Consider the following 23,667-nt stretch of genomic DNA (forward strand, 5'->3'; position numbering starts at 1 on the left):
GGGCGCCCAAGCTAACTAAATTAAGTGTTTTGAATGAGCGATAGGTTACATAGACGGGGGGGCTATTTTAAGGCAAAGCTATAAAATTAGATCATGTTTGAATGGTTATTAAGGGCTGCAATGAGCGAGAAATAGTTAGTCAAAAGTCTCAATGTCTGAAGTCAAGATTTGACCCTCGACTTTCTCGACTTTTTTGAAGTCAAGATTTGACCCTCGGCTTTGTAGATTGGCTAAATATCGTCGTTAATTGATTCGTTAAACTGCTCTTTGCGCATATATTCATGAAAATGAGCGCTGCGCGCATATTGATTCACTTAACTTTACCTAAAAAATTTAGAATACTTAGAGATAGTAATACCTTAGGTTATTTGTTAAAACTATATAAAGTAGATAATTGAGCGTGGCGTCAGTAGAAATATGCGCGATGAGCGCACTATTAAATTGTTGAACTAAGCCGCTACGCGGAGATCCTATTCTGACCATTTGAGCCACACTTACCTTGGGGTTATCCCATAACTTGGAGGTAAGTCATGAATACACTCATTGAACAAGTCAAAACTGAAATAGCCTATCGTGGTTATTCGCAAAGTACCTGTAAAAGCTACTGTGAACATTTACTAAAACTCAGTCATTATTTTAATAAACCACTCGATTCGATTACTGATGACGAGATTAACGCCTTTTTTAACGATCCTGCGATTCGTGAACTTTCCAGATCGAGTCAAAAAATACAGATAAACAGTATTTGGTTCTTGTTTAAGAATATTTTACACCGGCCATTGAACTTAGATATTACACTGCCAAAAGTAAAACTGCGTGCACCCACGTATTTATCGCGCGATGACATGCGACGGCTTATAGAGAGTTGCACCGATATGCGCTTAAAAACATTGATTATGGTGTGCTATGGGTGTGGCTTACGTATTGGCGAATTGTTACGTATCAAAGTGCAAGACATCGATGGCCAGCGTAAAACCATTTTAATTGAACAAGGTAAAGGAGATAAATCGCGTTATGTTGTAGTTTCAGATAGCGTACTAAACCAATTACGCAGTTACTGGAAAATGTACCACCCAACAGGCTGGATGTTTTATTCACGATGGTTAATGGATAAACCCATGTCACCCTCAAGTTTCAGAAAGCCATTGAGAAAACATGCACAAGCGTGTGGCTTAAAGCACTGTAATCCACATGCTTTACGCCATGCTTATGCAACACACCAACTTGAATCAGGTATGCCACTTCATCAACTGCAACATCAGCTTGGTCACAGTGATATTAAAACCACACAAAGTTACTTACATTGGTTACCAGAGTTAGGTCATGGCGGCATTGATTTGCTTGCGAGCTGGGGTAAACAATGAGCGCTTTACACCTCGCTGATATTTTAAACTCGAATCTTGAGAATTATCGCCAGCATCATACGATGAGCTATCAACAACTGCGTGTCTGTCAGCATCTTCAATCATGCAGAACAGGTCAGCTCGGTTACCAAGCATGGCAATGTGATAACTGTGGTGAGTCACAAAAGATTGGATGTAGCTGTCGAGACCGTCATTGTCCACGTTGCCAAGGCATGGCTACGGCTAAGTGGGTGCAAAGGCAGCAAGAGGATTTATTACCGTGTCGGTATTTCCACCTTGTTTTTACGCTCCCCCATGAGTTGAATATCATTGCGCACTATAACCCAAACGCGTTGTACCAGTGTTTATTTAAAGCCGCATGGCAAACGCTGTGTAAATTTGCGAAACGAAAGAGGCATGGTCAGTTAGGCATGACAAGCGTACTGCATACATGGGGGCAAAACTTAAGTCAGCATATCCACTTGCATTGTTTGATACCCGCAGGTGCACTTGAAAAAACGCACTGGCATGAAATAGAAAAAGGCTATTTATACCCCGTAAAAGCGTTATCAACAGTCTTTAGAGGTAAAATGCTGGCGGCGCTCAATGAAGGCGATGGTTCATTCGCGAAGATAAACACGCCAACCAAATGGTGCGTGTATAGCAAAGCCTGTTTAACGTACAGTGAAAAGCTAGTTAGTTACCTTGCTCGTTATACACGAAAAGGCGTGATGTCAGAATCGCGATTAGTGTCAGCGAATGAGCAGTCAGTGAGCTTTAAATACCGCGATTATGCAGATAACAACCGCGATAAAGTAATGACACTGAGCTGTGATGAATTTTTACGGCGTTACTTACAACATGTATTGCCCAAAGGGTTTATGCGCATTCGTCACTATGGTTTTTTAGCTAATGCATGTCGCAAGCGAAAGTTAGCATTAATAAGGTCACAAGAATCACACATAGGTAAAGTGGAGAAGCTAAAGACAGAAAACGTAACACTGATACCGCATTGGCCTTGCCAGCATTGTAAGGTAGGTATCATGCGATTAATTGGCGTATTCAAGTTATATGAAACAACGACCAAAGTAGAGCGAACGAGTTAGCAGCTAGGTAGCTGCTTAAAATCAATTAGTTAACCTGCTTAACTGCTCAGGCTAGCGGCCTCTGTACGTGTAAAAAATATAATTGCTTATTAAGGCAAATTTAGGTGTAATGAATACATAATAAGCGCTGAGCAATGCAGGGAAAGCTTACATAACACTTTCCTAGCTGATTAAATCAGCTAGGAAAGTGAGAGCCTCCAAAAAGCAAATTCCCATAGCATAAACAACACCAACTCTGACACACCGAGCAGGTAGCGGCTCAGTCCAACAAGCGATTATGCAACACAAACAGCGTGTCGCATAAATACTAAAATGTTAAGTGCAAAAACTATGACACAACACACATCACCAGTTGAATGGTACGTAGGTTCATATATGTTGAGGTTTTTTGAGCTTGAGGACTCAGCAAAAGATGATCCAGAAAAGAGATTTCTTTCCTGGGAGAATACTGTGCTTGTACGAGCGGATTCAAAATCGGAAGCATATGAGAAGGTCGAGAAAATTGGTCGAGATCATGACTATCCGTACAAAGGTGGCCCCGAAGGTGTTGATGTGAAATGGGAGTTCATTGGTGTTACACAGGTTCTAGCGATTTACGAAGAAATTGGAGGTGGGGGCGAAATTCTATGGTCGGAATCTACCCGTAAACTCAAGAATCTAAAATCAAATATTCTTAGTAAAAGTCAATGTTTGGAGGGGTAACACTTAACAAATTGCTCCAGTTGACGTATCGGTCTACGCTCCTTTTTGTGCATTCGCGGTGCTCATTTTCGCACAAAAATCCACTACAGCCGCTGCGCAACTGAGCAAGGCGTTATATTTCAAGGAGCAATTGATGCTCAAATACTTTTTTGGACTTCTAATTTCACTATCATTTGGCGCCCAAGCAGGGTGTAGTATTTCAGATGAAATGAGAGAAATGTATAACGCCAAGTACGCAGAGCAAATATCAATAGATGTAAAACTATCTGAGCATAACTACACAGTGTTGATTTCAGCCCCAAAAGCACTTAACTCTGAGCCGTTTCAAGGTTTCCACTTAGTCGCTGACAGTTTTAACGAACCAACGTTTGCGGCAGCCCTAGAAAGTTTTGAAGAAGGAAGTGAATTTAAAACTTGGTTTGACATCGACGCAGGCTTAGTTCGAAAACACTTGATAGTCGTTACATTCGGTGAGGATTGTGGCTTTGATGTCACCAAGGAAGTCTTTTACCAATGAAATATAACAAACAAATTATGGCACTCGCTGGCGCTCGTTGGGACGCAAAAACGTGTGCGGCTTCGCCATTTTTGCACACGTGTTTGCGTCCCATATTTGGAAGTTATGACAGAAAGGATTCCGCCAAATGGTTCAAAATTTAGTTTTAATCTTTCTTTTATTCTTTGTCAGTTATTCACTGGCTTTGGACAGTGAGGATATAAAGCAAGATAAATCTGTTAGTCTCGCAACGATTGCAGACAGCATCGCCATGCAATACCAGCAGATGGGCTGGTTTTCCGGCGCATTACTGATAACTAAAGATAATGAGGTGGAGTTTGCGTCATCTTATGGCTTTCAGAATGTCGAAGAAAAAATAAAGAACAGCATTCAAAGTCGCTTTAATCTTGGCTCAATCATGAAAGACTTTACCAAGGTCTTGATCTTGCAACAGGTTGAGGCTGGCAAATTAAAGTTAAGTGATAAACTAGTTACCTTCGAGTTGGGGTTCAAACAACCTGATGCTGATAAAATCACGATTGAGCACCTACTCAATCATAGTGCAGGCTTTGCTGATATCTTTGTGGCTGAATATCGTCAGAATCAACTTGCATTTGATACTCTAAACAAGAAAATAAAGATATTGATAAATAACCCCCTTTTATATACACCTGGAACTGATCGAAAATATTCAAATTATGGGTATGTGGTATTAGGAGTGATTCTTGAGAAAGTAACTGGAAAGCCTTTCGAAGAACTACTCAAAAACAATATCTTCAATCGGGTTGAGATGTTTTCAACGACCTTCAGGCCGGTTAATTCTCATGAATATCAGTCAGTCCGATATACATTCCAGTACAATGGCAATTTGAGAAAGGTCGGTATTAATGAACACCCTAGTCCCGATGGCGGCATTGAATCGACTGTTGTGGATGTGCAGCGATTTTATCGAGCGTTATTCTATAGCAATAAGTTATTAAAAAACTCAGACTCGATTAATCGCCACCTATTTGCAATGGACGGCTCCCATTGGGGCGCATATGGAGGTGGTCAGGGCGTCAGTGCAGCCGCGGAAGTAGATTTGGACACTAGCTATGAAATAGTTGTTCTGGCAAACACTGATCACTTAGTTGCCGAACGCATTTCTGGTCGAATACACTCTTACATCAAAAATGGTGAGTATCAACCAATTAGACAATTGGAAAAAAACTTTGCCTTTAAGTACTATCAATCAAAAGGAAAACAACAATTCTATAAACACTTCAAACAGGTTTATAAAGACAATGGTTACAGTCGATTCATCGGCAGAACAATTAATGAAGTAGGAATGGAACTACTTAGTACAAAATCATGGACCGAAGCATTTGATATGTTCGAATATTTAGTTTCATTGTTTCCCAATGCACCGCAGGCCTACGACAGTTTGGCATTCGCCTATTTATCGAAAGGAGATAGCGAGGCTGCGAAAAGTACTTTTAGCAAATCTTTAACTATTGATGGTAGTTTTAAAAGTGATTACGTGAGTGATAATTACGGTCATGACAATATGCTCAGGTAAGGACAGGCTATCGCCAGCCGCTTAGTTTTGCGTTATGTGCCATGAGTAACAGAAAGTTTAGTCTCCTGTTTAGAGTCTTACTTATGCTTCTAGTCATTTTAGGAAGCAAGCGGGGTCAAATTTTGACTTCAGACATTAAAGCCTTCGATGTCTGCTCATGGCACAGACTGTGTAAAAACTAATTTTTAATAAATTGTCTTGGGTATGTTCTTAGTTTGAAACCATTTAAGATGGTTGCGATCGATTTTTTCTCAGTATCGCAATTTTCTCCGCGCGAGCGAAACTGCTATGGCAACGCTACTCTAATTGCTTTACTTAGGCCGTTAACTCCCATAATTGTTATCATTCTTCTGAAGTTGTAAGCTAGGACATGAAGACTTATTTCTGTCCCCACGCTTTTTAAACCTCGTGTTAGTAAGTGGGTAGCTCCCATCCAGAGTTTAATTGTGCCAAAGGGGTGCTCAACAGTTTGCTTTCGATGAAGCATCAATTCAGGTTGATTCTTTAGCTTTTGAAGCATTTCTTCTGTCAGAATCTCATGCACCCACCGCCTTATTCGCCTAGGGTCTTTTTTAGAGTTAGTGCACTGACTTCTTATTTTACAATCTCGACAAGCAATGTGATTGAAGTAAACATCAAGGTATTTACCTTGCTCAAATACCTGCATTCGATTTTGAAGTTCATTACCAGCGGGGCATAAGTAAATATCTTTATTTGCATCGTATTTGAAAAGTGAGCGGTTAAATATCCCTTTCTTTTCAGAGGACGATGTATCCGTCTTGGGCATGATTGGCTCTGCACCCAAATCGATAGTGTCTTTTATATCAGGCTGACTGAAGTAACCTTTATCTGCTAATACCCGTATATCTTTCTTGCGCAATGCTTCTTGTGCGAGTTTCGTCATTGACGCAAGCTGGCCTCTATCTGGCACGTTGGTCACGTCATGCGCCACTATGAGGTGATGCTTGGTATCAACCGCACTTTGTACGTTATAACTCACAACTCTTGTAAAACCTTGAGTTTTCATTAAACGTGAATCAGGATCAGTAGTGGATATTTGCTTATCAGGATGAGCTTCAACTTGTTCTTTAATCTCGTATAGTTTTTTTAACTGGCTGCGAAAGTCAGCTAGTCTCTCTTTTGTGGCTTTAATTTTTGTGACGTTAGCTTGCTCTTTATCGGCTTCATCAAGTAATTCAAGATAACGTTCAATGTTCTTTTCGACTCGGTCGATGTGAAATTTAACTTTGCTTGGCGTAAAATTATTGCCTTTGTTGTTGCTAGCTTTAAACTTACTACCATCGATGGCAACAACGGGTTTCTCAAACATATTCAGGCGACGACAGACTTCAACAAACGTTTTGCATACATTTTTTATACCGCCTCCGTTGTCTTTTCTAAAATCAGCAATCGTTTTAAAGTCGGGTGCCAACTTACCAAGTAGCCACATCAGTTCAATATTGCGTTGGCATTCGGTTTCTAATCGGCGGGATGATTGAATACGGTTGAGGTAACCATAAAGATAAAGCTTTAATAGTGTGGCTGGATGATACTTAGGGCGGCCTGTGGACTTTAAGGTTAATCCTTTAAACCCCAATTCAGCTAGATTTAGTTCCTCAATGAAAACATCAATTACTCTGACCGTATTATCTTCACTGACGTAGTCTTCCAACGATTCTGGAAATAACGTTGATTGGTTACGATCTTCACCGCTTATAAACTTTGACATATTGCCTCAACCCTCGACTGAATCAATAGTCTTATTATATAAATATCAGTATATTAAGTGAACTAAATGTATAGATTAATCGATCATAAGCAGCAGATACTTAGACCAAAAGGTGATCAGAGTTTTCACACAGTCTGGGCACTTTGCAGATTAAACCTAATCTATCGAGTTAAATGAAAATTTAACGAAATATGAGTCAGGTGAGTTAAAGCAAGTACAGGCATAACTATCTGTAGTTTTATTAAATTGATGATTTACGCCAAACATTTTTGTTATTGCTTTCCCGGTGATTACTTAGCGGTTAAGTGTGTAGTGGTACAGTGATGTTTACGGTTACTGCATTTCCTTTTGGTTTTAAGTGTTTATTTCTGTTTTTATTTACCTAAATATTGTCTTACTTAGGTTTTGGCTGAGTTTTAGCACGGTAGTAATAGCAGTAATAAACTGTTAAATAACGGTAGGAAAAATACTTTATTATAGTGAATGTAGGTTCCTACCCTGTTGTGAATTTTATGTATAATGTTACTTAAAATATAAGGATTTAAGCAGTGGGATCAAAATGCTAATACAGCTTATTATTGGAACATTTGTTATTTGTGGCACGGTGCTAATACAAGCAATGTTTATTGGTGTTTTGTCTAAAGTGCTGGCTAATATTAACGATTGGTTACTAAATGGCTCAAAAACTCTAAAGATGATTTTAGTCGTCACGGCAATGGTAATTTGGTTGGTAGGAGGCTTAACGGCGAGTGCGTGGTTATGGGCTGCTATATTTTTAATTTTTGATGTTTTTAGCGAATTAGAGTCCGCACTTTACTTTTCGGTTGTTACCTTTACAACACTTGGTTATGGCGATGTTGTGTTGGGCACTCAATGGCGGCTGCTTGGCAGTTTAACGGCTGTAAATGGGTTAATAATTGTAGGGCTTAATACGGCTTTTTTAATGGAAGCTATTTCTCAAATAAGAAAAGTTCAATCTAAAAAGCCAAGTTAAATGCTCTCTATTGCAATATATAAAAACTCTCTAGTTAAAGCTGGGAAGTTTATTGTGTTATGAATTTATAAACCTAAGCTTTAACTTTGGCTTATAAATTCACTTTTACTAAAGCAATGCATAATTAATGGCTATTGCAACGTAATTCCTTGCTCTAACAGGTAATTTTGAGCCTCGTCAGTATGGGGTTTAAATGCCTTCCAACGCCCAATGGCTTTGTTGTTTAGCGGTTGGCGTACTTGCACTTTACTGGCAGTAGATACCGGTGCGGTGTTTAAGTGAAAGTCTATACACTGTTCTTGCCACTCTAAATCACAAAAGCTGACTAACTCTTTTATTTGCTGCTCGGGCTGTGCGACTAATTCTTCGTATTTCACAATTTTTATATTGCTGTGCAGGGTGCTGAAGTGCTGTATGAGTTTATAAAAACGGCTATAAAATTTAGCAGTGTCGAGTAGGTCTAGCGAATACGCGTAGTAAGGGTTGTTAATAGTAAATAGTTGGCGGTAGTTACCAATACAGGTGTCCATTGGGTCGCGCAGCATGCAAATAATTTTAGCGTTTGGCAGTGCTTTAGTGATTAAGTCGATATAAAAAAAGTTAAACGGGAGTTTATCTATAAAATGTTTATGGCTACCGGTAGTAACGCGGGTGGCGTTTAAATATGTTGAGCCAAGCTGATTAAAATCAAGTTCATACGCTTTAGTGAGTGTTTGTATGTCGAGCACGTTAGGTGTGGGTGTGTTGCTTAATCTTTTTACGCTTAGGCCGAAGTCTTGTAATTCACCGGCTGACTGCACGTCACTGTGGCTCGATAATATTCTCTCAACTAATGTGGTACCAGAGCGGGGCATACCTAATACAAAAATAGGCTCAGCGGTGGGATTGCCGTTTACTTGTTGGTTTTTGTGTTTAGCACTGAGTTGTTTTATATGTTCAAACAACGCATTTGACGATGCGTTATCAAACGGGGTAAGTGCATGCTTTGCTGCTTTACCTTGTTGTAACGCGGTAAAGGCGTCAGAAAATGCGCCAATATCTTGGTATTCTTTTGCCAGTGCATGGCCTATGTGTAATTTAGCATCAGGGTGTGAAACCTGCTCAAACACTTGCTTTAACCGTGTAATATTATTTTTTTGCTTTGTTACTTTAGTTAAATCACTGAGTGCAAAGTGGCTTTGATGATGAAGCGGGTTAAGTGCAATGGCATGTCCAAACGCGGTGTGTGCTTTGTCAAATAGGCCCAAAAACTTGGCGCTTACTGCAAAGTTGTAATAAAACTGGGGTTGAGGTTGTTGTTTGGCATTGGCTAATGTGAGTGCACATTCAAAATAATGTAAAGCGTGTTCGTGTAGGCCTGCTTGCGTAAGTGCAACGCCTAGAGTATCGGCGTCGAGTGCTTTTTTTATTTGTGTAATAGGCACCGACAGCGCTACATTCTTTGCTTTTTTTAAGTCACCGGTAAGCGCATAACATTTTGCCAGTTGAGCAGTATATTCAATGCTAGAGCCAAGTGTTAAGGCTTTTTCGATTAGCTTGATGGCTTTATAAATTTGCCCTACTTGCAAGTTAACCATTGCCAGTAAAAAATAGCCGTCGGCAAAGTCAGGTTTATGCGAAACCAGTTCAACTAAGCTTTTGTGGGCAAGTTGTACTTTGCCTTCGTTTAAATATTTAATAGCGCTTTGATGGAGTTGTTTTAAATTTGGCTGCATTTTTTATTTGTATTGTTTAGTTACGCGTTAATAAAGAAAAAAGGCCCAAATAAATTTGAGCCTTTTGATTGTACTTAAACTTAACGGTTAATTATATTTCAAACTTATAATTAAATTTAATGCCTACCGTTAATGGACGGTTGATAAAGTAACCATAGTTACGTTGTATATCAGTTCTATTTGCTGAGGTAATATCGGCATCTGAACGGCGAACAGACGTAACGGCGTATTTATTAAATACGTTGTCTACGTAAACGGTCGCTGACCACTCATCGGCGGTTAGTTTAGCTGAAATATTGCTTAAGCTATAACCTGGTAATGTTTCACCGTTATCGCGTAAACCAACACGAGAAATTACATCGCTTTGTGCGGTAATACCGTAGTTAATATCAAGCGTTTTGTCGTTAAACACATCGGTCTGATAGTTTACACCCATTGAAAACTGGTGCTCAGACGAGCCTGGTAAACGGTCGCCATCTTCTGCACCATCTGTTCCGTCTGAATTAAATAAGAATGGTGCGTCTGATGTTAACTCTGCTTTTGTGTATGCATATGTAGAATACACAGAGAATGAGTCAGATAAAATTGCACGCGACGATATTTCAATACCTTTCGCATTGGCTGAACCGGCATTAGACAAGTACGGTAGTTGGCCTACCTCAGTTGCACCGGCAACTTGTGCGTCGTCCCAATCTATATTAAATAATGCAGCGTTAAAGTGTAAACGGCTTCTTAACCATGTGCTTTTAAAACCAAGCTCGTAGTTAGTTGTTGTATCTGCATCGTAAAGCATTTCACTTGGGTTACCACAACCCGCTTGGTTAGCTGGTAATGGATCAGGACAAGGTGCTAAACCATTTGAACCACCAATTCTGAAGCCTTCACTTATTGTTGCGTAACCCATTACTGAATTAGTAAATTGATACTTGGCGTTAAATTTAAATAGGCTGCCGTTGTCGCTTGCTTCATTTTGTTCAAAGTTAAGTGTTACTTCGTCTGGGCCTGCGCCGCCGAATAAGGTATTAAATAATGGAAAATCGACCGCTGACTCAGACTCAACATCGTACTTGTAAAAACGAGCGCCTACAGTAATATCGAGTTTGTCGGTAACTTGGTAGCCAATTTCACCAAATAAAGCCGATTCTGTTATTTCAACGCGGTCAATTGAGTAGTACTCAAGTTGATCTGGACGAGATTGATCTGCGCCAAAATTTTCTACTGCAAAGTCGCCAAAGCCTGGCGTGTATTCTTGGCTAGACGCATCGCTTTCAATTTTGTTGTAAAAGCCACCTACAATCCAGTTAATGTCACTGTCGTTTTGTGATACTAAACGAATTTCTTGTGTGAACGTATCTTGCTCTTCAATTTCACGTGTGAACGATGAAAACGCAGGAAATTCTTCGTAGCCGTAATCAAGGCGAATAAGTAAATCGGTTTGGTCACGTTGGCCGTCTGCATCAAAATTCGAAATACCTGTTGCCGATACTAATTCAGCAAAACCTAGGTCTGCTTTTAACTCTAAGCTTAGTAGTTGGTTTTCTTTTTCACGTGGCTCTTCGTAGCGGTAACCTGACTCGTATTCACCAATTAAATCACTAAGACCGTTATCGGCACTTAATGTATTGTAATGAACAATTGAACGACCTTCGCTGTCTTGATTTTGGTAAAAGTAGTTAAGTGTACCTTCAAATGTTTCGCTTGGTTTAAAGCGAACAGAAATACGCCCTGTAGTGGTTGATTCACCGTTGGAGTCTTCTACATTTTTAAGGTTGTTGTTAACTGCTGCGCTGTCGGTCCAATCTGGGTCAGGTAACGATACGCCCGGCTCACGCACTACGTAACCATAGTCAATAAAACCTGGGTCTTCGTAAATGTTTAAGCTAGCACGAACGGCAAGTGTGTCTTCAATTAATGGTAAGTTAAATATGAATCCACCTTCACCGCCAATAGAGTCGCTTTCTTGTGTTTGCGATACATTGCCGAATACTTCAAGTGATGTGAAATCAAGCTCAGGCTCTTTAAGCATGTAACGAATAGCACCACCTAATGTACCTGCACCGTACAGCGTACCTTGTGGCCCAATAAGAACTTCTACGCGCTCTACGTCGACTAGGCGCATATCAATGGCGACTGGGATCTCGTTAATGTAAGTTGCAACGGTGCCACCGTCTGATGATGGACCTGAAGAGTTTGTATTTAAACCACGTACAATAATAGGTGAACCAGAACGACCACCTTGATCGGTAATTGTTAAACCAGGTACCCAACGTGCTACATCGGCGAGCTCGCTGATGTTTTGGTCTTTCATTATGTCGGCATCAAGCGCTGTAATGTTAAGCGGTGCGTTTTGCACTGAGCCGCTACGTCGTGTTGCTGTTACTTCAATAACTTCAAGTGATTTGTCTTTTGCGGCTTCTTGCTCTTGGGCAAACGCAGTATTTGGAAGTAAAAAAGCGCTAGATAGGGCGCCCGACATAGCCAAGGTTAACAAGCTTGGTTTAAACATAAAAATGATCCCTAGTTCAAAGATTTAACATAAGTAAAGTACAGTGAATATGATATCAGTCACAATCGAATCAGGGAATGTATAAATTGAATTAAAATTCACTTTTTTAGAATAAAAAAGGGTTGGATGAGTGTGGTTTGTTGGGTTTGTTAAATTTATCACCCATTTATTATTAGCTTTACCCGTGCAAGGTACAATTAATGTACGGTTTTAATTTTTGTGAATATTTGAATGACTATTCATCCTTTTTTGTATGCTTGGATTTTGGTGGTGTTAATTTTTTGTAAGTTTATTTGGTTGGGCAGGAGCCATTTATTTTTTAGTAAGTTGTAGCGGTTTAAAAAAAGTTTTACCTCCCCATAACCTACTTTTAAATAAAGGTTTTTATATGACTAAATGGGCGAATGTGTTTATTAGTTCGTACACTCAATTTAATTTTTAATTCGTATGCATCAAGGATCTGTTATGAGCCAGCTTTTTTCGCCGTTATCTTTGGGTAAGCTCAGTTTACCTAACCGCATTATTATTGCACCTATGTGCCAATATTCAGCTATTAATGGTGAGGCAACTGATTGGCATACTATTCATTTAGGTCAACTGAGTTTAAGTGGAGCCGGTTTACTTATTATGGAAGCGACGGCTGTAAGCCCTGAGGGGCGAATAAGCTATGGTGATTTAGGTCTGTGGAATAATGAAACCCAACAAGCATTAGGTAAAACTTTAAACACGGTTAGGCAATATAGTGACATGCCTATAGGTATTCAGCTTGCGCATGCAGGGCGTAAAGCGTCAACCGGTAAACCTTGGGACGACGTAGGTGCTATTTCACCTAGCGATAAAAATGGTTGGCAGACTATTGCGCCATCAGCACAGGCTTATGATGAGCATTCGTTTGAACCTGTTGCAATGAGTAAAGCAGATATAGCGCAATTAATTGCGGACTTTGCAAGCGCTGCTAAACGCGCCGACGAGCTAGGCCTTGATCTGATCGAATTACATGGTGCTCATGGGTATTTGTTGCATCAGTTTTTATCACCTTTGAGTAATAAGCGTGACGATGAATATGGAGGCAGTTTACAAAACCGTATGCGCATTGTAATGGAGGTTTTTAAAGCGGTGCGCGCTGAGTTTAATGTTAATAAACCCGTGGGTATTCGAATCTCAGCGACTGACTGGGTTGAGGGTGGTTGGGATTTAGAGCAATCAATAGCGCTTGCTAAAGCGCTTGATGAGCTTGGTTGTGATTTTATTCATGTAAGTACAGCGGGTTTAAGCCCTTTACAGCAAATACCTGTTGAGCCTTGCTTTCAAGTGCCTTTTGCTACTGCAATAAAACAGGCCGTTAATATGCCGGTTATTGCGGTGGGTTTAATTACCGAAGCGCAACAAGCAGAAAATATTTTAAGCGAGCACAAAGCGGATGCAGTGGCTTTAGCTAGAGGTATTTTATATAACCCACATTGGCCATGGCATGCAGCAGCTGAATTGGGTGCAACAGTTAACGCACCTAAGCAATATTTACGTTCAAGCCCGCACGGAAAGCCTTCGCCCATAAAGTGACCTAATAAAAAAACCTCATTTTTTTGAGGTTTTATCTAATTAATTTTGAGAATGCCATGTCTAATTTAAGCGCAGACCCTGTGCAGATCAGCCGTACTCTTGTAAGCGTTATTGCACTATGTTGCGGCTTAATTGTTGCCAACATTTACTATGCACAACCTATTATAGAATTGTTAGCTCCGGATGTGGGTTTAAGTGCACACAGTGCCAGCTTTATTGTGTCTTTAACTCAAATTGGCTATGCCATTGGGTTATTTTTTTTAGTGCCGTTAGCCGACTTAGTTGAAAATAAACGGTTAATGTTAATTACTCTGTGTATTACATTTTTTAGCCTAATTGGACTGGGGGTTGTTCAAACTCCAAATACAATGCTGTTTTTGTGTTTGCTAGTGGGGGCAAGCTCGGTATCGGTGCAGGTACTTATTCCGTTGGCGGCGCATTTATCGTCAGACGAAAAGCGGGGGCAAGTTTTAGGTAATATTATGGCGGGGCTGTTGTTGGGTATTTTGTTAGCAAGACCTGTAGCCAGCATAATTGCTGATCATTTTGGCTGGCGTGCCGTGTTCTTTTTTGCCGCGGGATGCATGGTATTTATTGCTTTAGTTATTCACTTTGCTATACCCAAAAGGTTGCCAACGCATAACACACGTTACTTTGCTTTATTACGATCGTTAAAGTCGCTGGTAATAAGTCAACCTGTGCTTCGTCAACGTGCTTTTTACCAGGGGCTAATGTTTGCGTCATTTAGCTTGTTTTGGACGACAGTGCCTGTTGTGCTTGCCAGAGAATATGGTTTTTCGCAAACTCAAATAGCATTGTTTGCTTTAGTGGGCGCAGCCGGTGCTGTTGCAGCGCCTATTGTTGGGCGTTTAGCTGACAAAGGCTATACCTACGAAATGTCGTTATTAGCCAAAGTGATTGCATTATTGTGTTTTTTACCCAGCTTATTTGATTTACCAAACGGCATTATCATATTGGCGCTAACCGGTGTTTTAATTGATTTTGCAGTGCAAGCCAATATGGTACTTGGTCAGCGGGTAATTTATTCGCTAGAGCCACAAAGCCGTGCTCGGCTTAACGCCATTTACATGACCAGTATATTTTTGGGCGGTGCTGTCGGGTCATTAATTGCTAGCTCATTATATGAGTTTGGGGGGTGGGAAAGTATAGCTTTAGTTGCGGCTGCAATGCCGCTTATTGCGTTAATAGGGTTTGTTTATTCTGCTAAAAAAGAAAAACAAAAAGCACATACAGCTTAACAAAAAAGCCATCGTGGTTGATGGCTTTTGGTTTAGGCTACTTTTTTGACTCGCCAGAGAAGGAGCTTCCTGCCGAGGCTATAATTACTAATAAAATGGCTAACCACTGCCAGAGTGTGAGTAGCTCGCCTAAAATAACAAAGGCAGCAAGTGATGCAATGGCAGGTTCAAGGCTCATCATTATGCTAAAGCCTTGAGAAGGCATATTACGCAGTGCCACCATCTCTAACGTGTAGGGTAACGCACTTGATAAAACTGCAATACCAATCCCCAGAGGAATAACTTCCCATGTGAATGCGCTCGCTTGCATAATGCCTCCGTAGGGCACAAGCACAATGGCCGCAACGGTCATACCTAGGGCAACCGTTGCACCACCTGAGCTTTGCATTCCGGTTTTTTTACCAAACAATATATAGCCAGCCCAACATGCACCTGCTGCTAAAGCTAAAATAACACCAACAGGATCTAGGCTCTCTTCACCGCTCATATCGGGCAATAAAAGTAATATACCGGCAATGGCGCAGGCAACCCAAAATAAATCGCGTTTACGGCGAGAGCTAAATAAAGCAACGGCAAGGGGGCCAGTAAACTCCAGTGCTACACCAATACCCAAGGGTATGCGCTCAATAGCGTAGTAAAACAGAATGTTCATTCCACCTAAGCTTAAACCATAAACCACAATAGCTAAGCGGCTTCCTCTGGCGGGTATATGTTTCCATGGTTTAAATACTAAACATAATATAAGTGCAGAGAAACCAAGCCTAAGCGCGGTCGTCCCTTCGGGGCCAATAATGGGGAATAGTTGCTTTGCAAACGACGCACCCGATTGAATGGTCATCATGGCAATTAATAAACAAACAGTTGCTAATATGAAGTCTTTGGTACTTGATTGCATTGTTGTCCCTAATTTAAAGCACTGTTAATAGGGTTCATAAATTTCCACTATTTAAGATGCAATGGCTATATTTTGTGGCGGGATAATATCTGCTTTTAGTACGATTGGTAAGTGTTTGCGATTAAAAAATAGGTGTGGCTGTTTAGAGTAAGATCTAATGAAGGGCAACATACTAGCAAACAGGTGTTTGCTAGTATGTTTAAACTTAGTGAGCGCTTTTATTAACGAGACCGTCCAAAGAGTAAAGACCGCGTTTTTCGTCATTTTTACGTTTTATTTCTTCAAGAGCACGCGCTTCTACAGCGTCAAACAATGCATTTATTAATCGGTTGAAGTGTTTATGCATGGCCGCACGGGCTGCACTTGCGTCATGTGCTTTTAATGCCGTGTAAATAGCGGTGTGCTCATCCATCACACATTCGTTGTTATTAGTACAAACACTACTGTAATCGGCAACAATTTGTGGGTTTTTTAATCGTAAATCCCACAAGTTAGAAACAGCAAATTCAAGCGCTTTATTGCGTGTTGCTCTGGCAATTATTTCATGGAATTCTCGGTCTGCTTGCTCTACATAAAGCCCTTTTTCCATTACTATTAGCGTTTGATTTAGCTGCTCAAGTTCTTCTTCTGTAATACTTTGAGCGGCAAGTGCTGCAATCTCGCCTTCGATGAGTGCGCGGGCCTGAGTTAATTCAAATGCGCTGATCTCTTTTGATTTTATAGAGGCATTTTTTTGTTCAACAACATAAACACCCGAACCGGTTTTAACTTCAACCCGTCCACGTACTTCTAATGCAATAATTGCTTCTCGAATTGTTGGGCGACTTACGTCAAACATTTCTGCAAGTTCACGCTCAGGAGGTAAACGACTCCCAGCAGTAAACTCACCTTGATTTATTAAAGACTCTATTTTATCAACAATGCGCCAAAATAAGCGACGATTACCCATATTGTACCTTCATACCCTAAGGAATATTGACCATTTAGGTCTAAAAATTTATATCATTTATTAACCGACAAGGTTACCCCAAACCTCACTAATATGTCAAAATTCTAGCGCTATGATTTGGTTATAAAACAATATTGTTTGTTGGTTTAATTTGTGTAATACCAATTTAGTTTAAAATTAAACAATTGGCCAGCTTGATTGGTTATGTTTTTGTGTGTTAGTTTTGATTTACGCCGTTAAAATGAGCAATGGCTGTTTTCTGATTAAGATTGAGTAATAGCTCTATTGTCAGTCAGTAATTGGTAAATACTTTAGGTCATTATATCAAATTGATTGCCCACGGATGGGGATCGTTGTTGTAATGTGCGTAAGTAAAAGTGTGTAGTTAGTATAGTGATTTGCATTTCCCCATGGGCGTTAACTGTCGTTGGTTAACGCCCATATACAACTTACCCCAGTCAAGGGCTAAATTAATGTGTTTTATCGTTTGGATAAATCACACCTAATTGTTTACGAGCTTCGTCAAGTACATTCATAACATCTAATGACAACGCGAAGGTGTTTACATCAGATTCCCACTGTTTTTTTTCTATGAGTTGCATAAAGTGAGCAACTTCAAACTTCATAAAATGCTTATCAAATTGTTCAGATATAATTTCTGATTCGCCATTGTTAGCAATAAACTCTACTTTTTTGAGTTGCGATACGGCTTCAATACGCATTCTGCCAAGTTCACCTTGTATTTCTGTTATGTTGTCACCTTGCGATATTTTTGAGTAGCTAATCACAGCTTGCTTATTTGAATAATTAAGCAGTACATCGCCTGCGCCATCAACACCGGTATCTAGTAATACGCCACTTGCATTTACACTATGCGGCGCGCCCCAAAGTGCAATTAACAAGTAAAGAGGGTATATACCTAAATCGACCAAAGCACCGTTGGCAAATTCAGGTAAAAAGGTGTTAGGGCGCTCCCCATTTTTGTACTTATCGTAACGAGATGAATATTGACTGTATTGACCAATGTACTTTCGAGGAGTGCCTATTCTGCTAAGTGCTTGCTTTAACAATGTGAAGTTAGGTAAATGGGTGGTCATCATTGCTTCCATGTATAAGCACTGGTTTTGCTTGGCGGTGGCTATGATTTCTTCTAGTTCTTGGCTATTGGCTGCGGACGGCTTTTCACCGAGTACATGTTTACCTGCGTTTAAACACCTAACCGCATACTGTTTGTGCAAGCTGTTGGGCGCGGCTATATAAACTGCGTCAACGCATTCGTCTTGGCAAACTTGTTCAATACTGGTAAACGTTTTTGCATGTGTATTTTGCGGGTGCTTTGCTAAAAATGCTTCGCCGCTTGAAAGCGCGCGAGAGCAAACCCCGTATAAATTAAAATCAGCGAGAGTATTAGCAGCGTCAAGTAATGTGTCGCTGATAAAATTAGTACCTACAATTACAAAGTTCATACTCATTCCTTAGAATTATGTTTATTTAAGTTTATCATTTTTTTAGCTCTGTATGCTCGCGGAGAATAACCAAACCAACGTTTTACACTGGCGCTAAGTGTTGCTTGTTCTTGATAACCTAATAGCTCTGAGATGGTTGAAATACTGTAATGGTTTTGCGCCAAATAGTGCGCAGCTAATGAGCGCCGGGTTGAGTCTTTTAGTTTTACAAAGCTTGTGTTGTGTTTATTTAACTCTCTGTGCAATGTTCTTGGGTGCATACCCAGCGCTGCTGCTATGGTTTCGTTTGTGCATTGATATATTGGCAACATGGGCCTAATTAACGCGCTTACTTGAGTTGGCAGGGATTGATTTTGCTGTTCGCTTTGAGCTAAAAACTGCAGCGCGGCAGGTACTTTATCGTACTGGGGTTGTGCAATTGATAATGCTAAATCTGTTTTTAAAATAACAATACCGGCACTATTTCTATTGTGCGTGACTTTGCAGCCAAAGTAAGTGTTGTATGCGCGGGTATTAGTAAGTTGCTTTTGAGGTAAAAATACCGCTTGTGGTTTACAGGTGTTATTACTTATTTTTTTTATTACTCCCATGGCGAGGCCGATAGTTAGTTCTAAAACCTGGGTTGTTTTAGGTAATGGGTTTAAGTTTATTTGAAATGATAAAAAGAGTGTTTTATCAGCCTCTAACGGATGAATAGTTAAACTTAAAGCGGGAGTGTGTAGGTGCAAATATTTAATAACCCAGTTGAGGGCGTCACCTAAATTAGTGCTACTTTTTGCTGCTATAGCAATAGGGCCAAGTATATCAAAGCTCTGCTTATTGGCTAGTTGCAGCCCAAAGCTTGGGCAGTTGAGCGTGTGTGCACAATGCTCAAGGAGTTCGGCGTAAGTACTATAGGGCAAGTATTGTTGCTCTAAGTTATTAAAGCAAATGTTAAGGCCAAGCTGTGTCATTATTTGTGATATGTCAGCGCCTAAGCTCTTAACAAGCGAGTCTATCCCCTGTAGTGATGTGGCCTTAATAAAATTTTTCATGCATTACTCCAGCAACTTGGTGTCTAAAAATATCAAGTTTTGATGTGTTTTTCTATGCAGTATTAATAAGGTATTAATTTTTCATAAGGGCTCACATGCAGAGCACAACATTTGATTACATTGTTATAGGGGCAGGTAGTGCTGGGTGTGTTATTGCTTCGCGTTTATCTGAAGATAAAAATGTGAGTGTATGTTTAATTGAAGCCGGCGGGGGAGATAAAAGCGCTCTTGTTCAAATGCCAGCTGCAGTTGCTGCCAGCGTGCCTTATGGTATTAACAGTTGGCACTATAATACAGTACCCCAAAAAGCACTTAACAATCGGTGCGGTTTTATGCCAAGGGGTAAAGTGCTGGGTGGTTCAAGCTCAATCAATGCAATGGTTTATATTCGAGGTAATAAACACGATTATGATGAGTGGGAAAAGCAGGGGAACATTGGCTGGGATTATAAAAGCATGTTGCCCTATTTTATAAAAGCTGAAAACAACAGTGAATTTATAAATAACCCATTGCATGGAGTTGGTGGACCGCTTTATGTACAAGAGCTAAATACGCCAAGTCCTGTTAATCAGTATTTTTTAAATGCTTGCGCTGAACAAGGGGTACCGCTAAATGATGATATTAACGGTAAAGAACAAAGTGGTGCACGTTTGTCGCAGGTTACACAGCATAAAGGAGAACGTTGTAGTGCAGCGAAAGCGTATTTAACACCTAATTTAAATAGGGATAACCTAACCGTATTCACACATTGCCACGTTAAAAAAATAAATATAAAAAATAAAACTGCGCTAGGAGTGCAAATAACACGTAACAAACAGCAAATAGAGTTAACGGCTAATAAAGAGGTGATTTTGAGTGCGGGGGCTATTAATTCGCCGCAAATTTTAATGTTGTCGGGGATTGGACCAAAAGAGCAATTAAAATTACATAATATTGATGTGAAGGTTGTGTTAGAAGGCGTTGGTGAAAATTTACAAGACCACCTTACAGTGGTTCCACTTTTTAAAGCCAATAATAGTGCCGGTACGTTTGGTATAAGCCCAAAAGGTGCGCTTCAAGTTACCAAAGGGGTTGCAGATTGGTTTAGTAAACGAAACGGATGTTTAACAAGTAACTTTGCGGAGTCTCATGCGTTTATTAAATTGTTTAAAGATTCGCCGGCACCTGATGTTCAACTCGAATTTGTAATTGGGCTTGTAGACGATCATAGTCGCAAGTTGCATTATGGGCATGGGTACAGTATTCATAGCAGTATTATGCGACCTAAAAGTAGAGGGACTATCAAGCTTGCAAACAATGACCCCTATGCAGCACCACTGATTGATCCTAATTATTTAAGCCATCAAGATGACTTAAACATAATGTTGTTGGGTTTGAAAAAAACACTCGCAATAATGAATAGCCCAGCCTTTGATGAAATACGTGCAGATATGGTTTATCCACTCGATATAAATAATGATCAGCAGTTAATAGAGTTTATTCGTGAAACAGCTGACACTGAATATCATCCCGTTGGGACATGTAAAATGGGTAAGGACGAGATGTCGGTTGTTGACAGCAAGTTAAAAGTGCATGGCGTTAATAATTTACGTGTTGTTGACGCGTCGATAATGCCCACAATTGTCACAGGTAACACTAATGCCCCTGTTATAGCGATTGCAGAAAAAGCGGCTGACTTAATTAAGGCAGCCAATAGTTAGCTGTAAAAGGTGTTTAGCCAGTGTTGCCAATCAGATTCTAGGCGTAACATTTGTAAGTGCTTTTTAGCTTTAAGATGTTTTGCTTGGTCTTCTTCTGCGATGAACGGTCCAACTCGGCAAAGCGCGCAATGGTTTGATGTTAAGTAGCTGGGTTTGGTTAATTGTTTGGCTAGTTGGGGTTCTAAGGTGCTACTTTTTGGGCTAAATACATACGTGATCCCGCTTGTGTCTTTGACGTGTTTGTCACGGTCAACATTACGAATTTTATAGCCCGAAAAACGTGTTATATCAAATGGCATTTGGCCACAATATTTGCTGCTTAAACGTTCGTTTAAACTGCCTTCTATGTTCCATTCACGATAAGGTTTTACATCTTTAGAGGTTATAAAGCAAAGCATTGGGCCATTTGGGTTTAACGCAAACTCAGTGGCATATTTAATAAATTGATGTAATAGGGCTCTGTTTAAAACGTTCATACTTGATTGACGAGTGCTAGCTTCAAATGCCTCTTTACCTACAAATGCAGGAATAAGTGGGAACTGAAAAATGACTACATCAAAGTATTGGTTGTTACTTTTTAATGTTTGCCAACACGCTTTGCTCGTCACATCAAAATTATTAAGAACGTCAACACTGCATTCACGCAATTTTTTTAAAGCGTTATCAGGGTATTTTTGTTCTATGGTTTGTGCGCTATCGTAAGTTGAGGCGACTAATTTATTTGGTTTTACGTGCTCAAAAATCGCATGAGAAAACGATAGGTCGCCATCGCCAACAGTCAGTATTCGCCAATTAGGGTTTAAGTACATACTTTGCTATGTGTTTTGCTTATTAACGTTTTGAAGTTGCTTATTCGCCGTATTTAAACGCTCAAAAGCAAGCCTTGTTTTTAGGCCTTCGATGGCTATTTGCTTAATAATTAAGTTAAAAGTGATTACAATTGCAAATGCAAAATGCAGTGGGCCATCTGTAAACCCACCGTCCGCTTTATATAACGTTACGCCAAATAATATGAGCAAAACAACTAAAAATATCTCAATAAGTTGATTTGAATAAAAGTTGAGGCGGTTTTCATTTTTGTGATCTTTTTTAATGCTAATAGCGCAAAAAAATGGAATGACCTTGATTTTGAAAGCGGCGTTTTTTTCTACATAGTTTTCGCCAAGCTCGTCAAGCTGCTGGCGTAATTGGTCAATCATGGTGAGTCCTCAAATAGCAGTGCGCGGATGGTACATTATTACCGCGCAATATTTAAGGTAATAGCTACTATTTTGGGTAAATACTCATACCAATAATAAATATGTGGCATACAAACACGACCGACGTCAGCACAAAGCGCATTTTTTGATAGTCTTTGTCGTAGGTTTGCCACTGTGATGTTGATTTTTCAAAAAGTAGAACAAGCCAAAAACTCAGCGATAACCACCCTAAAACCCATTCAACAGGTAAAAATGCTAAAAATGGTACCGGAATAACAGGTAGTACCGCTTTTATTGCATCAGCATAGCTTTGCTGGCCGGCATGCCAAAGATTACCTGCCATAAAAGCAAGAATAGCAATGCTATAAAACGTAAAAAACTCTAAGTTAACACTGTTACTACCGAGCATCAGCGGCCACGCTAAACAGGCTAGAAATGGTATTAGGCCAAGATAGCCTAATTGGATGTGATTGATAAACTTGTTCATAACAGTGTGCCCTGAGTATTTTTAATAGTAAGCGAGGCAATTGTATCAGCCTTACGCGCGCAAACCGATAAATTGCAATAAATTAACTACGAATCTAGTTATTATTTAGTTTCATCCTAAAAATCGATTGTTTTAATCTAAACAATCAATTTTATTTAATTTATCGATGGGCTTATTGTATTAATCAAGCCAGCAAGGTTAGCCAACAAATCTCGCTTTGCTTGGTAACTTAAATTAATAAATTAAATATAAATGAGGAATACTATGAGCACTTCATTAATCAACACAAAAATTCAACCTTTTAACGCAACTGCATACCACAATGGTGATTTTGTAGAAGTATCTGAAAAAGATGTACTTGGTAAGTGGTCAATCTTCTTCTTTTACCCAGCAGATTTCACATTTGTATGTCCTACTGAACTTGGCGATGTTGCTGATTACTACGAGCAACTACAAGAAATGGGTGTAGAAGTTTACTCAGTATCAACTGATACTCATTTTACTCATAAAGCATGGCACGATACGTCAGACACAATCGGTAAAATTAAATTCCCGATGATTGGCGACCCAACAGGCCGTATTACTCGCAGCTTTGGCGTTATGATTGAAGATGATGGCCTAGCACTTCGTGGTACGTTTGTAATGAACCCTGAAGGTGAAATTAAAGTAATTGAAACTCACGATTTAGGTATTGGCCGTAGCGCTAAAGAGCTAGTGCGTAAAGTACAAGCTGCACAGTACATTGCAACTCACGACGGTGAAGTTTGTCCAGCATCGTGGCAGCCAGGTGAGGACACACTTGCTCCTTCACTAGACCTAGTTGGTAAAATCTAAGCATAGATTACCTCAACTGTAAGGGCAGGTAACTGTCCTTAAACCAATAAATATTCGTTTATTGGTGCCTCCTATCTCAATATGGTAATTAAGCACATGCATTTATTGGCATGGGAGGCTTGCTGTTTAAATTTT

The 23,667-nt window shown here is 39.9% G+C and carries 20 protein-coding genes; 10 read left to right on the forward strand and 10 right to left on the reverse strand.

Going from position 1 to position 23,667, the window contains the following annotated elements:
- Positions 1–530 precede the first annotated feature (530 nt).
- From MTP24_RS17930 to MTP24_RS17950, 5 genes are all read left to right on the forward strand, one after another.
- Positions 531–1,364: a tyrosine-type recombinase/integrase gene (locus MTP24_RS17930; RefSeq protein WP_243533905.1), complete on the forward strand. Its 834-nt coding sequence runs from the start codon at positions 531–533 to the stop codon at positions 1,362–1,364.
- Positions 1,361–2,449 carry an IS91 family transposase gene (locus MTP24_RS17935; protein WP_243533907.1) on the forward strand — a complete coding sequence of 363 codons (1,089 nt, stop codon included), beginning with the start codon at positions 1,361–1,363 and terminating at the stop codon, positions 2,447–2,449. Before MTP24_RS17930 ends, MTP24_RS17935 begins: the two co-directional genes overlap by 4 nt.
- 330 nt (positions 2,450–2,779) lie before the next feature.
- Positions 2,780–3,151, forward strand: a complete 372-nt coding sequence (locus MTP24_RS17940) for a DUF4288 domain-containing protein (RefSeq protein WP_243533909.1) — start codon at positions 2,780–2,782, stop codon at positions 3,149–3,151.
- A 133-nt stretch (positions 3,152–3,284) separates the two neighbouring features.
- A complete protein-coding gene (locus tag MTP24_RS17945) occupies positions 3,285–3,668 on the forward strand; it encodes a hypothetical protein (protein ID WP_243533911.1) in 384 nt (127 codons plus the stop codon).
- Positions 3,669–3,795: 127 nt separating this feature from the next.
- Positions 3,796–5,205 carry a serine hydrolase domain-containing protein gene (locus MTP24_RS17950; RefSeq protein WP_243533913.1) on the forward strand — a complete coding sequence of 470 codons (1,410 nt, stop codon included), beginning with the start codon at positions 3,796–3,798 and terminating at the stop codon, positions 5,203–5,205.
- Positions 5,206–5,491: 286 nt separating this feature from the next.
- Here MTP24_RS17950 and MTP24_RS17955 read toward each other — a convergent pair whose 3' ends face one another.
- Complete coding sequence (locus tag MTP24_RS17955; RefSeq protein ID WP_202819450.1) at positions 5,492–6,934, reverse strand: IS1182 family transposase; 1,443 nt, start codon at positions 6,932–6,934, stop codon at positions 5,492–5,494.
- A 559-nt stretch (positions 6,935–7,493) separates the two neighbouring features.
- Between MTP24_RS17955 and MTP24_RS17960 the strand changes: the two genes are divergently transcribed.
- Positions 7,494–7,928 carry a potassium channel family protein gene (locus MTP24_RS17960; RefSeq protein WP_006791602.1) on the forward strand — a complete coding sequence of 145 codons (435 nt, stop codon included), beginning with the start codon at positions 7,494–7,496 and terminating at the stop codon, positions 7,926–7,928.
- Positions 7,929–8,059: 131 nt separating this feature from the next.
- Here MTP24_RS17960 and MTP24_RS17965 read toward each other — a convergent pair whose 3' ends face one another.
- Positions 8,060–9,643: a sulfotransferase gene (locus MTP24_RS17965; RefSeq protein ID WP_243533916.1), complete on the reverse strand. Its 1,584-nt coding sequence runs from the start codon at positions 9,641–9,643 to the stop codon at positions 8,060–8,062.
- A 91-nt stretch (positions 9,644–9,734) separates the two neighbouring features.
- On the reverse strand, positions 9,735–12,149 hold the full coding sequence (locus MTP24_RS17970; RefSeq protein ID WP_243533918.1) for a TonB-dependent receptor: 2,415 nt from the start codon (positions 12,147–12,149) through the stop codon (positions 9,735–9,737).
- 465 nt (positions 12,150–12,614) lie between these two features.
- On the opposite strand from MTP24_RS17970, the gene MTP24_RS17975 reads away from it, so the two are divergent.
- Together MTP24_RS17975 and MTP24_RS17980 are read left to right on the forward strand one after the other, a co-directional pair.
- Positions 12,615–13,709 (forward strand): NADH:flavin oxidoreductase/NADH oxidase, encoded by a 1,095-nt coding sequence (locus MTP24_RS17975; RefSeq protein WP_138739587.1) that lies wholly within the window; start codon positions 12,615–12,617, stop codon positions 13,707–13,709.
- 56 nt (positions 13,710–13,765) lie between these two features.
- Positions 13,766–14,968 (forward strand): MFS transporter, encoded by a 1,203-nt coding sequence (locus MTP24_RS17980; RefSeq protein WP_008129705.1) that lies wholly within the window; start codon positions 13,766–13,768, stop codon positions 14,966–14,968.
- Positions 14,969–15,005: 37 nt separating this feature from the next.
- Here the strand turns inward: MTP24_RS17980 and MTP24_RS17985 are convergent, their stop codons facing one another.
- The 4 genes from MTP24_RS17985 to MTP24_RS18000 all read right to left on the reverse strand — a co-directional run bounded on the left by MTP24_RS17985 (position 15,006) and on the right by MTP24_RS18000 (position 19,312).
- Positions 15,006–15,863 carry a DMT family transporter gene (locus MTP24_RS17985; protein WP_243533920.1) on the reverse strand — a complete coding sequence of 286 codons (858 nt, stop codon included), beginning with the start codon at positions 15,861–15,863 and terminating at the stop codon, positions 15,006–15,008.
- A gap of 205 nt (positions 15,864–16,068) precedes the next feature.
- Positions 16,069–16,812 (reverse strand): FadR/GntR family transcriptional regulator, encoded by a 744-nt coding sequence (locus tag MTP24_RS17990; RefSeq protein ID WP_006791608.1) that lies wholly within the window; start codon positions 16,810–16,812, stop codon positions 16,069–16,071.
- Between the two features lie 470 nt (positions 16,813–17,282).
- Positions 17,283–18,278 (reverse strand): Gfo/Idh/MocA family oxidoreductase, encoded by a 996-nt coding sequence (locus tag MTP24_RS17995; RefSeq protein ID WP_138739591.1) that lies wholly within the window; start codon positions 18,276–18,278, stop codon positions 17,283–17,285.
- 2 nt (positions 18,279–18,280) lie between these two features.
- Positions 18,281–19,312, reverse strand: coding sequence for an AraC family transcriptional regulator (locus MTP24_RS18000; RefSeq protein WP_008129710.1), 1,032 nt, complete (start codon positions 19,310–19,312; stop codon positions 18,281–18,283).
- 95 nt (positions 19,313–19,407) lie between these two features.
- Here MTP24_RS18000 and MTP24_RS18005 point away from each other — a divergent pair, with 95 nt between their 5' ends.
- Positions 19,408–21,012 (forward strand): GMC family oxidoreductase N-terminal domain-containing protein, encoded by a 1,605-nt coding sequence (locus MTP24_RS18005; protein WP_243533922.1) that lies wholly within the window; start codon positions 19,408–19,410, stop codon positions 21,010–21,012.
- Here the strand turns inward: MTP24_RS18005 and MTP24_RS18010 are convergent.
- The 3 genes from MTP24_RS18010 to MTP24_RS18020 all read right to left on the reverse strand — a co-directional run bounded on the left by MTP24_RS18010 (position 21,009) and on the right by MTP24_RS18020 (position 22,698).
- A complete protein-coding gene (locus MTP24_RS18010; protein WP_008129714.1) occupies positions 21,009–21,821 on the reverse strand; it encodes a class I SAM-dependent methyltransferase in 813 nt (270 codons plus the stop codon). The genes MTP24_RS18005 and MTP24_RS18010 overlap by 4 nt on opposite strands.
- A gap of 6 nt (positions 21,822–21,827) precedes the next feature.
- A complete protein-coding gene (locus MTP24_RS18015) occupies positions 21,828–22,211 on the reverse strand; it encodes a hypothetical protein (protein WP_006791613.1) in 384 nt (127 codons plus the stop codon).
- Between the two features lie 67 nt (positions 22,212–22,278).
- Complete coding sequence (locus tag MTP24_RS18020) at positions 22,279–22,698, reverse strand: DUF3429 domain-containing protein (RefSeq protein WP_058429860.1); 420 nt, start codon at positions 22,696–22,698, stop codon at positions 22,279–22,281.
- Positions 22,699–22,962: 264 nt separating this feature from the next.
- On the opposite strand from MTP24_RS18020, the gene ahpC reads away from it, so the two are divergent.
- On the forward strand, positions 22,963–23,532 hold the full coding sequence (ahpC, locus tag MTP24_RS18025) for an alkyl hydroperoxide reductase subunit C (protein ID WP_004587118.1): 570 nt from the start codon (positions 22,963–22,965) through the stop codon (positions 23,530–23,532).
- Positions 23,533–23,667 lie beyond the last annotated feature (135 nt).

The sequence above is a fragment of the Pseudoalteromonas sp. APM04 genome (assembly GCF_022809815.1).
In the GTDB taxonomy this organism is placed as follows: Bacteria; Pseudomonadota; Gammaproteobacteria; order Enterobacterales; family Alteromonadaceae; genus Pseudoalteromonas; species Pseudoalteromonas marina.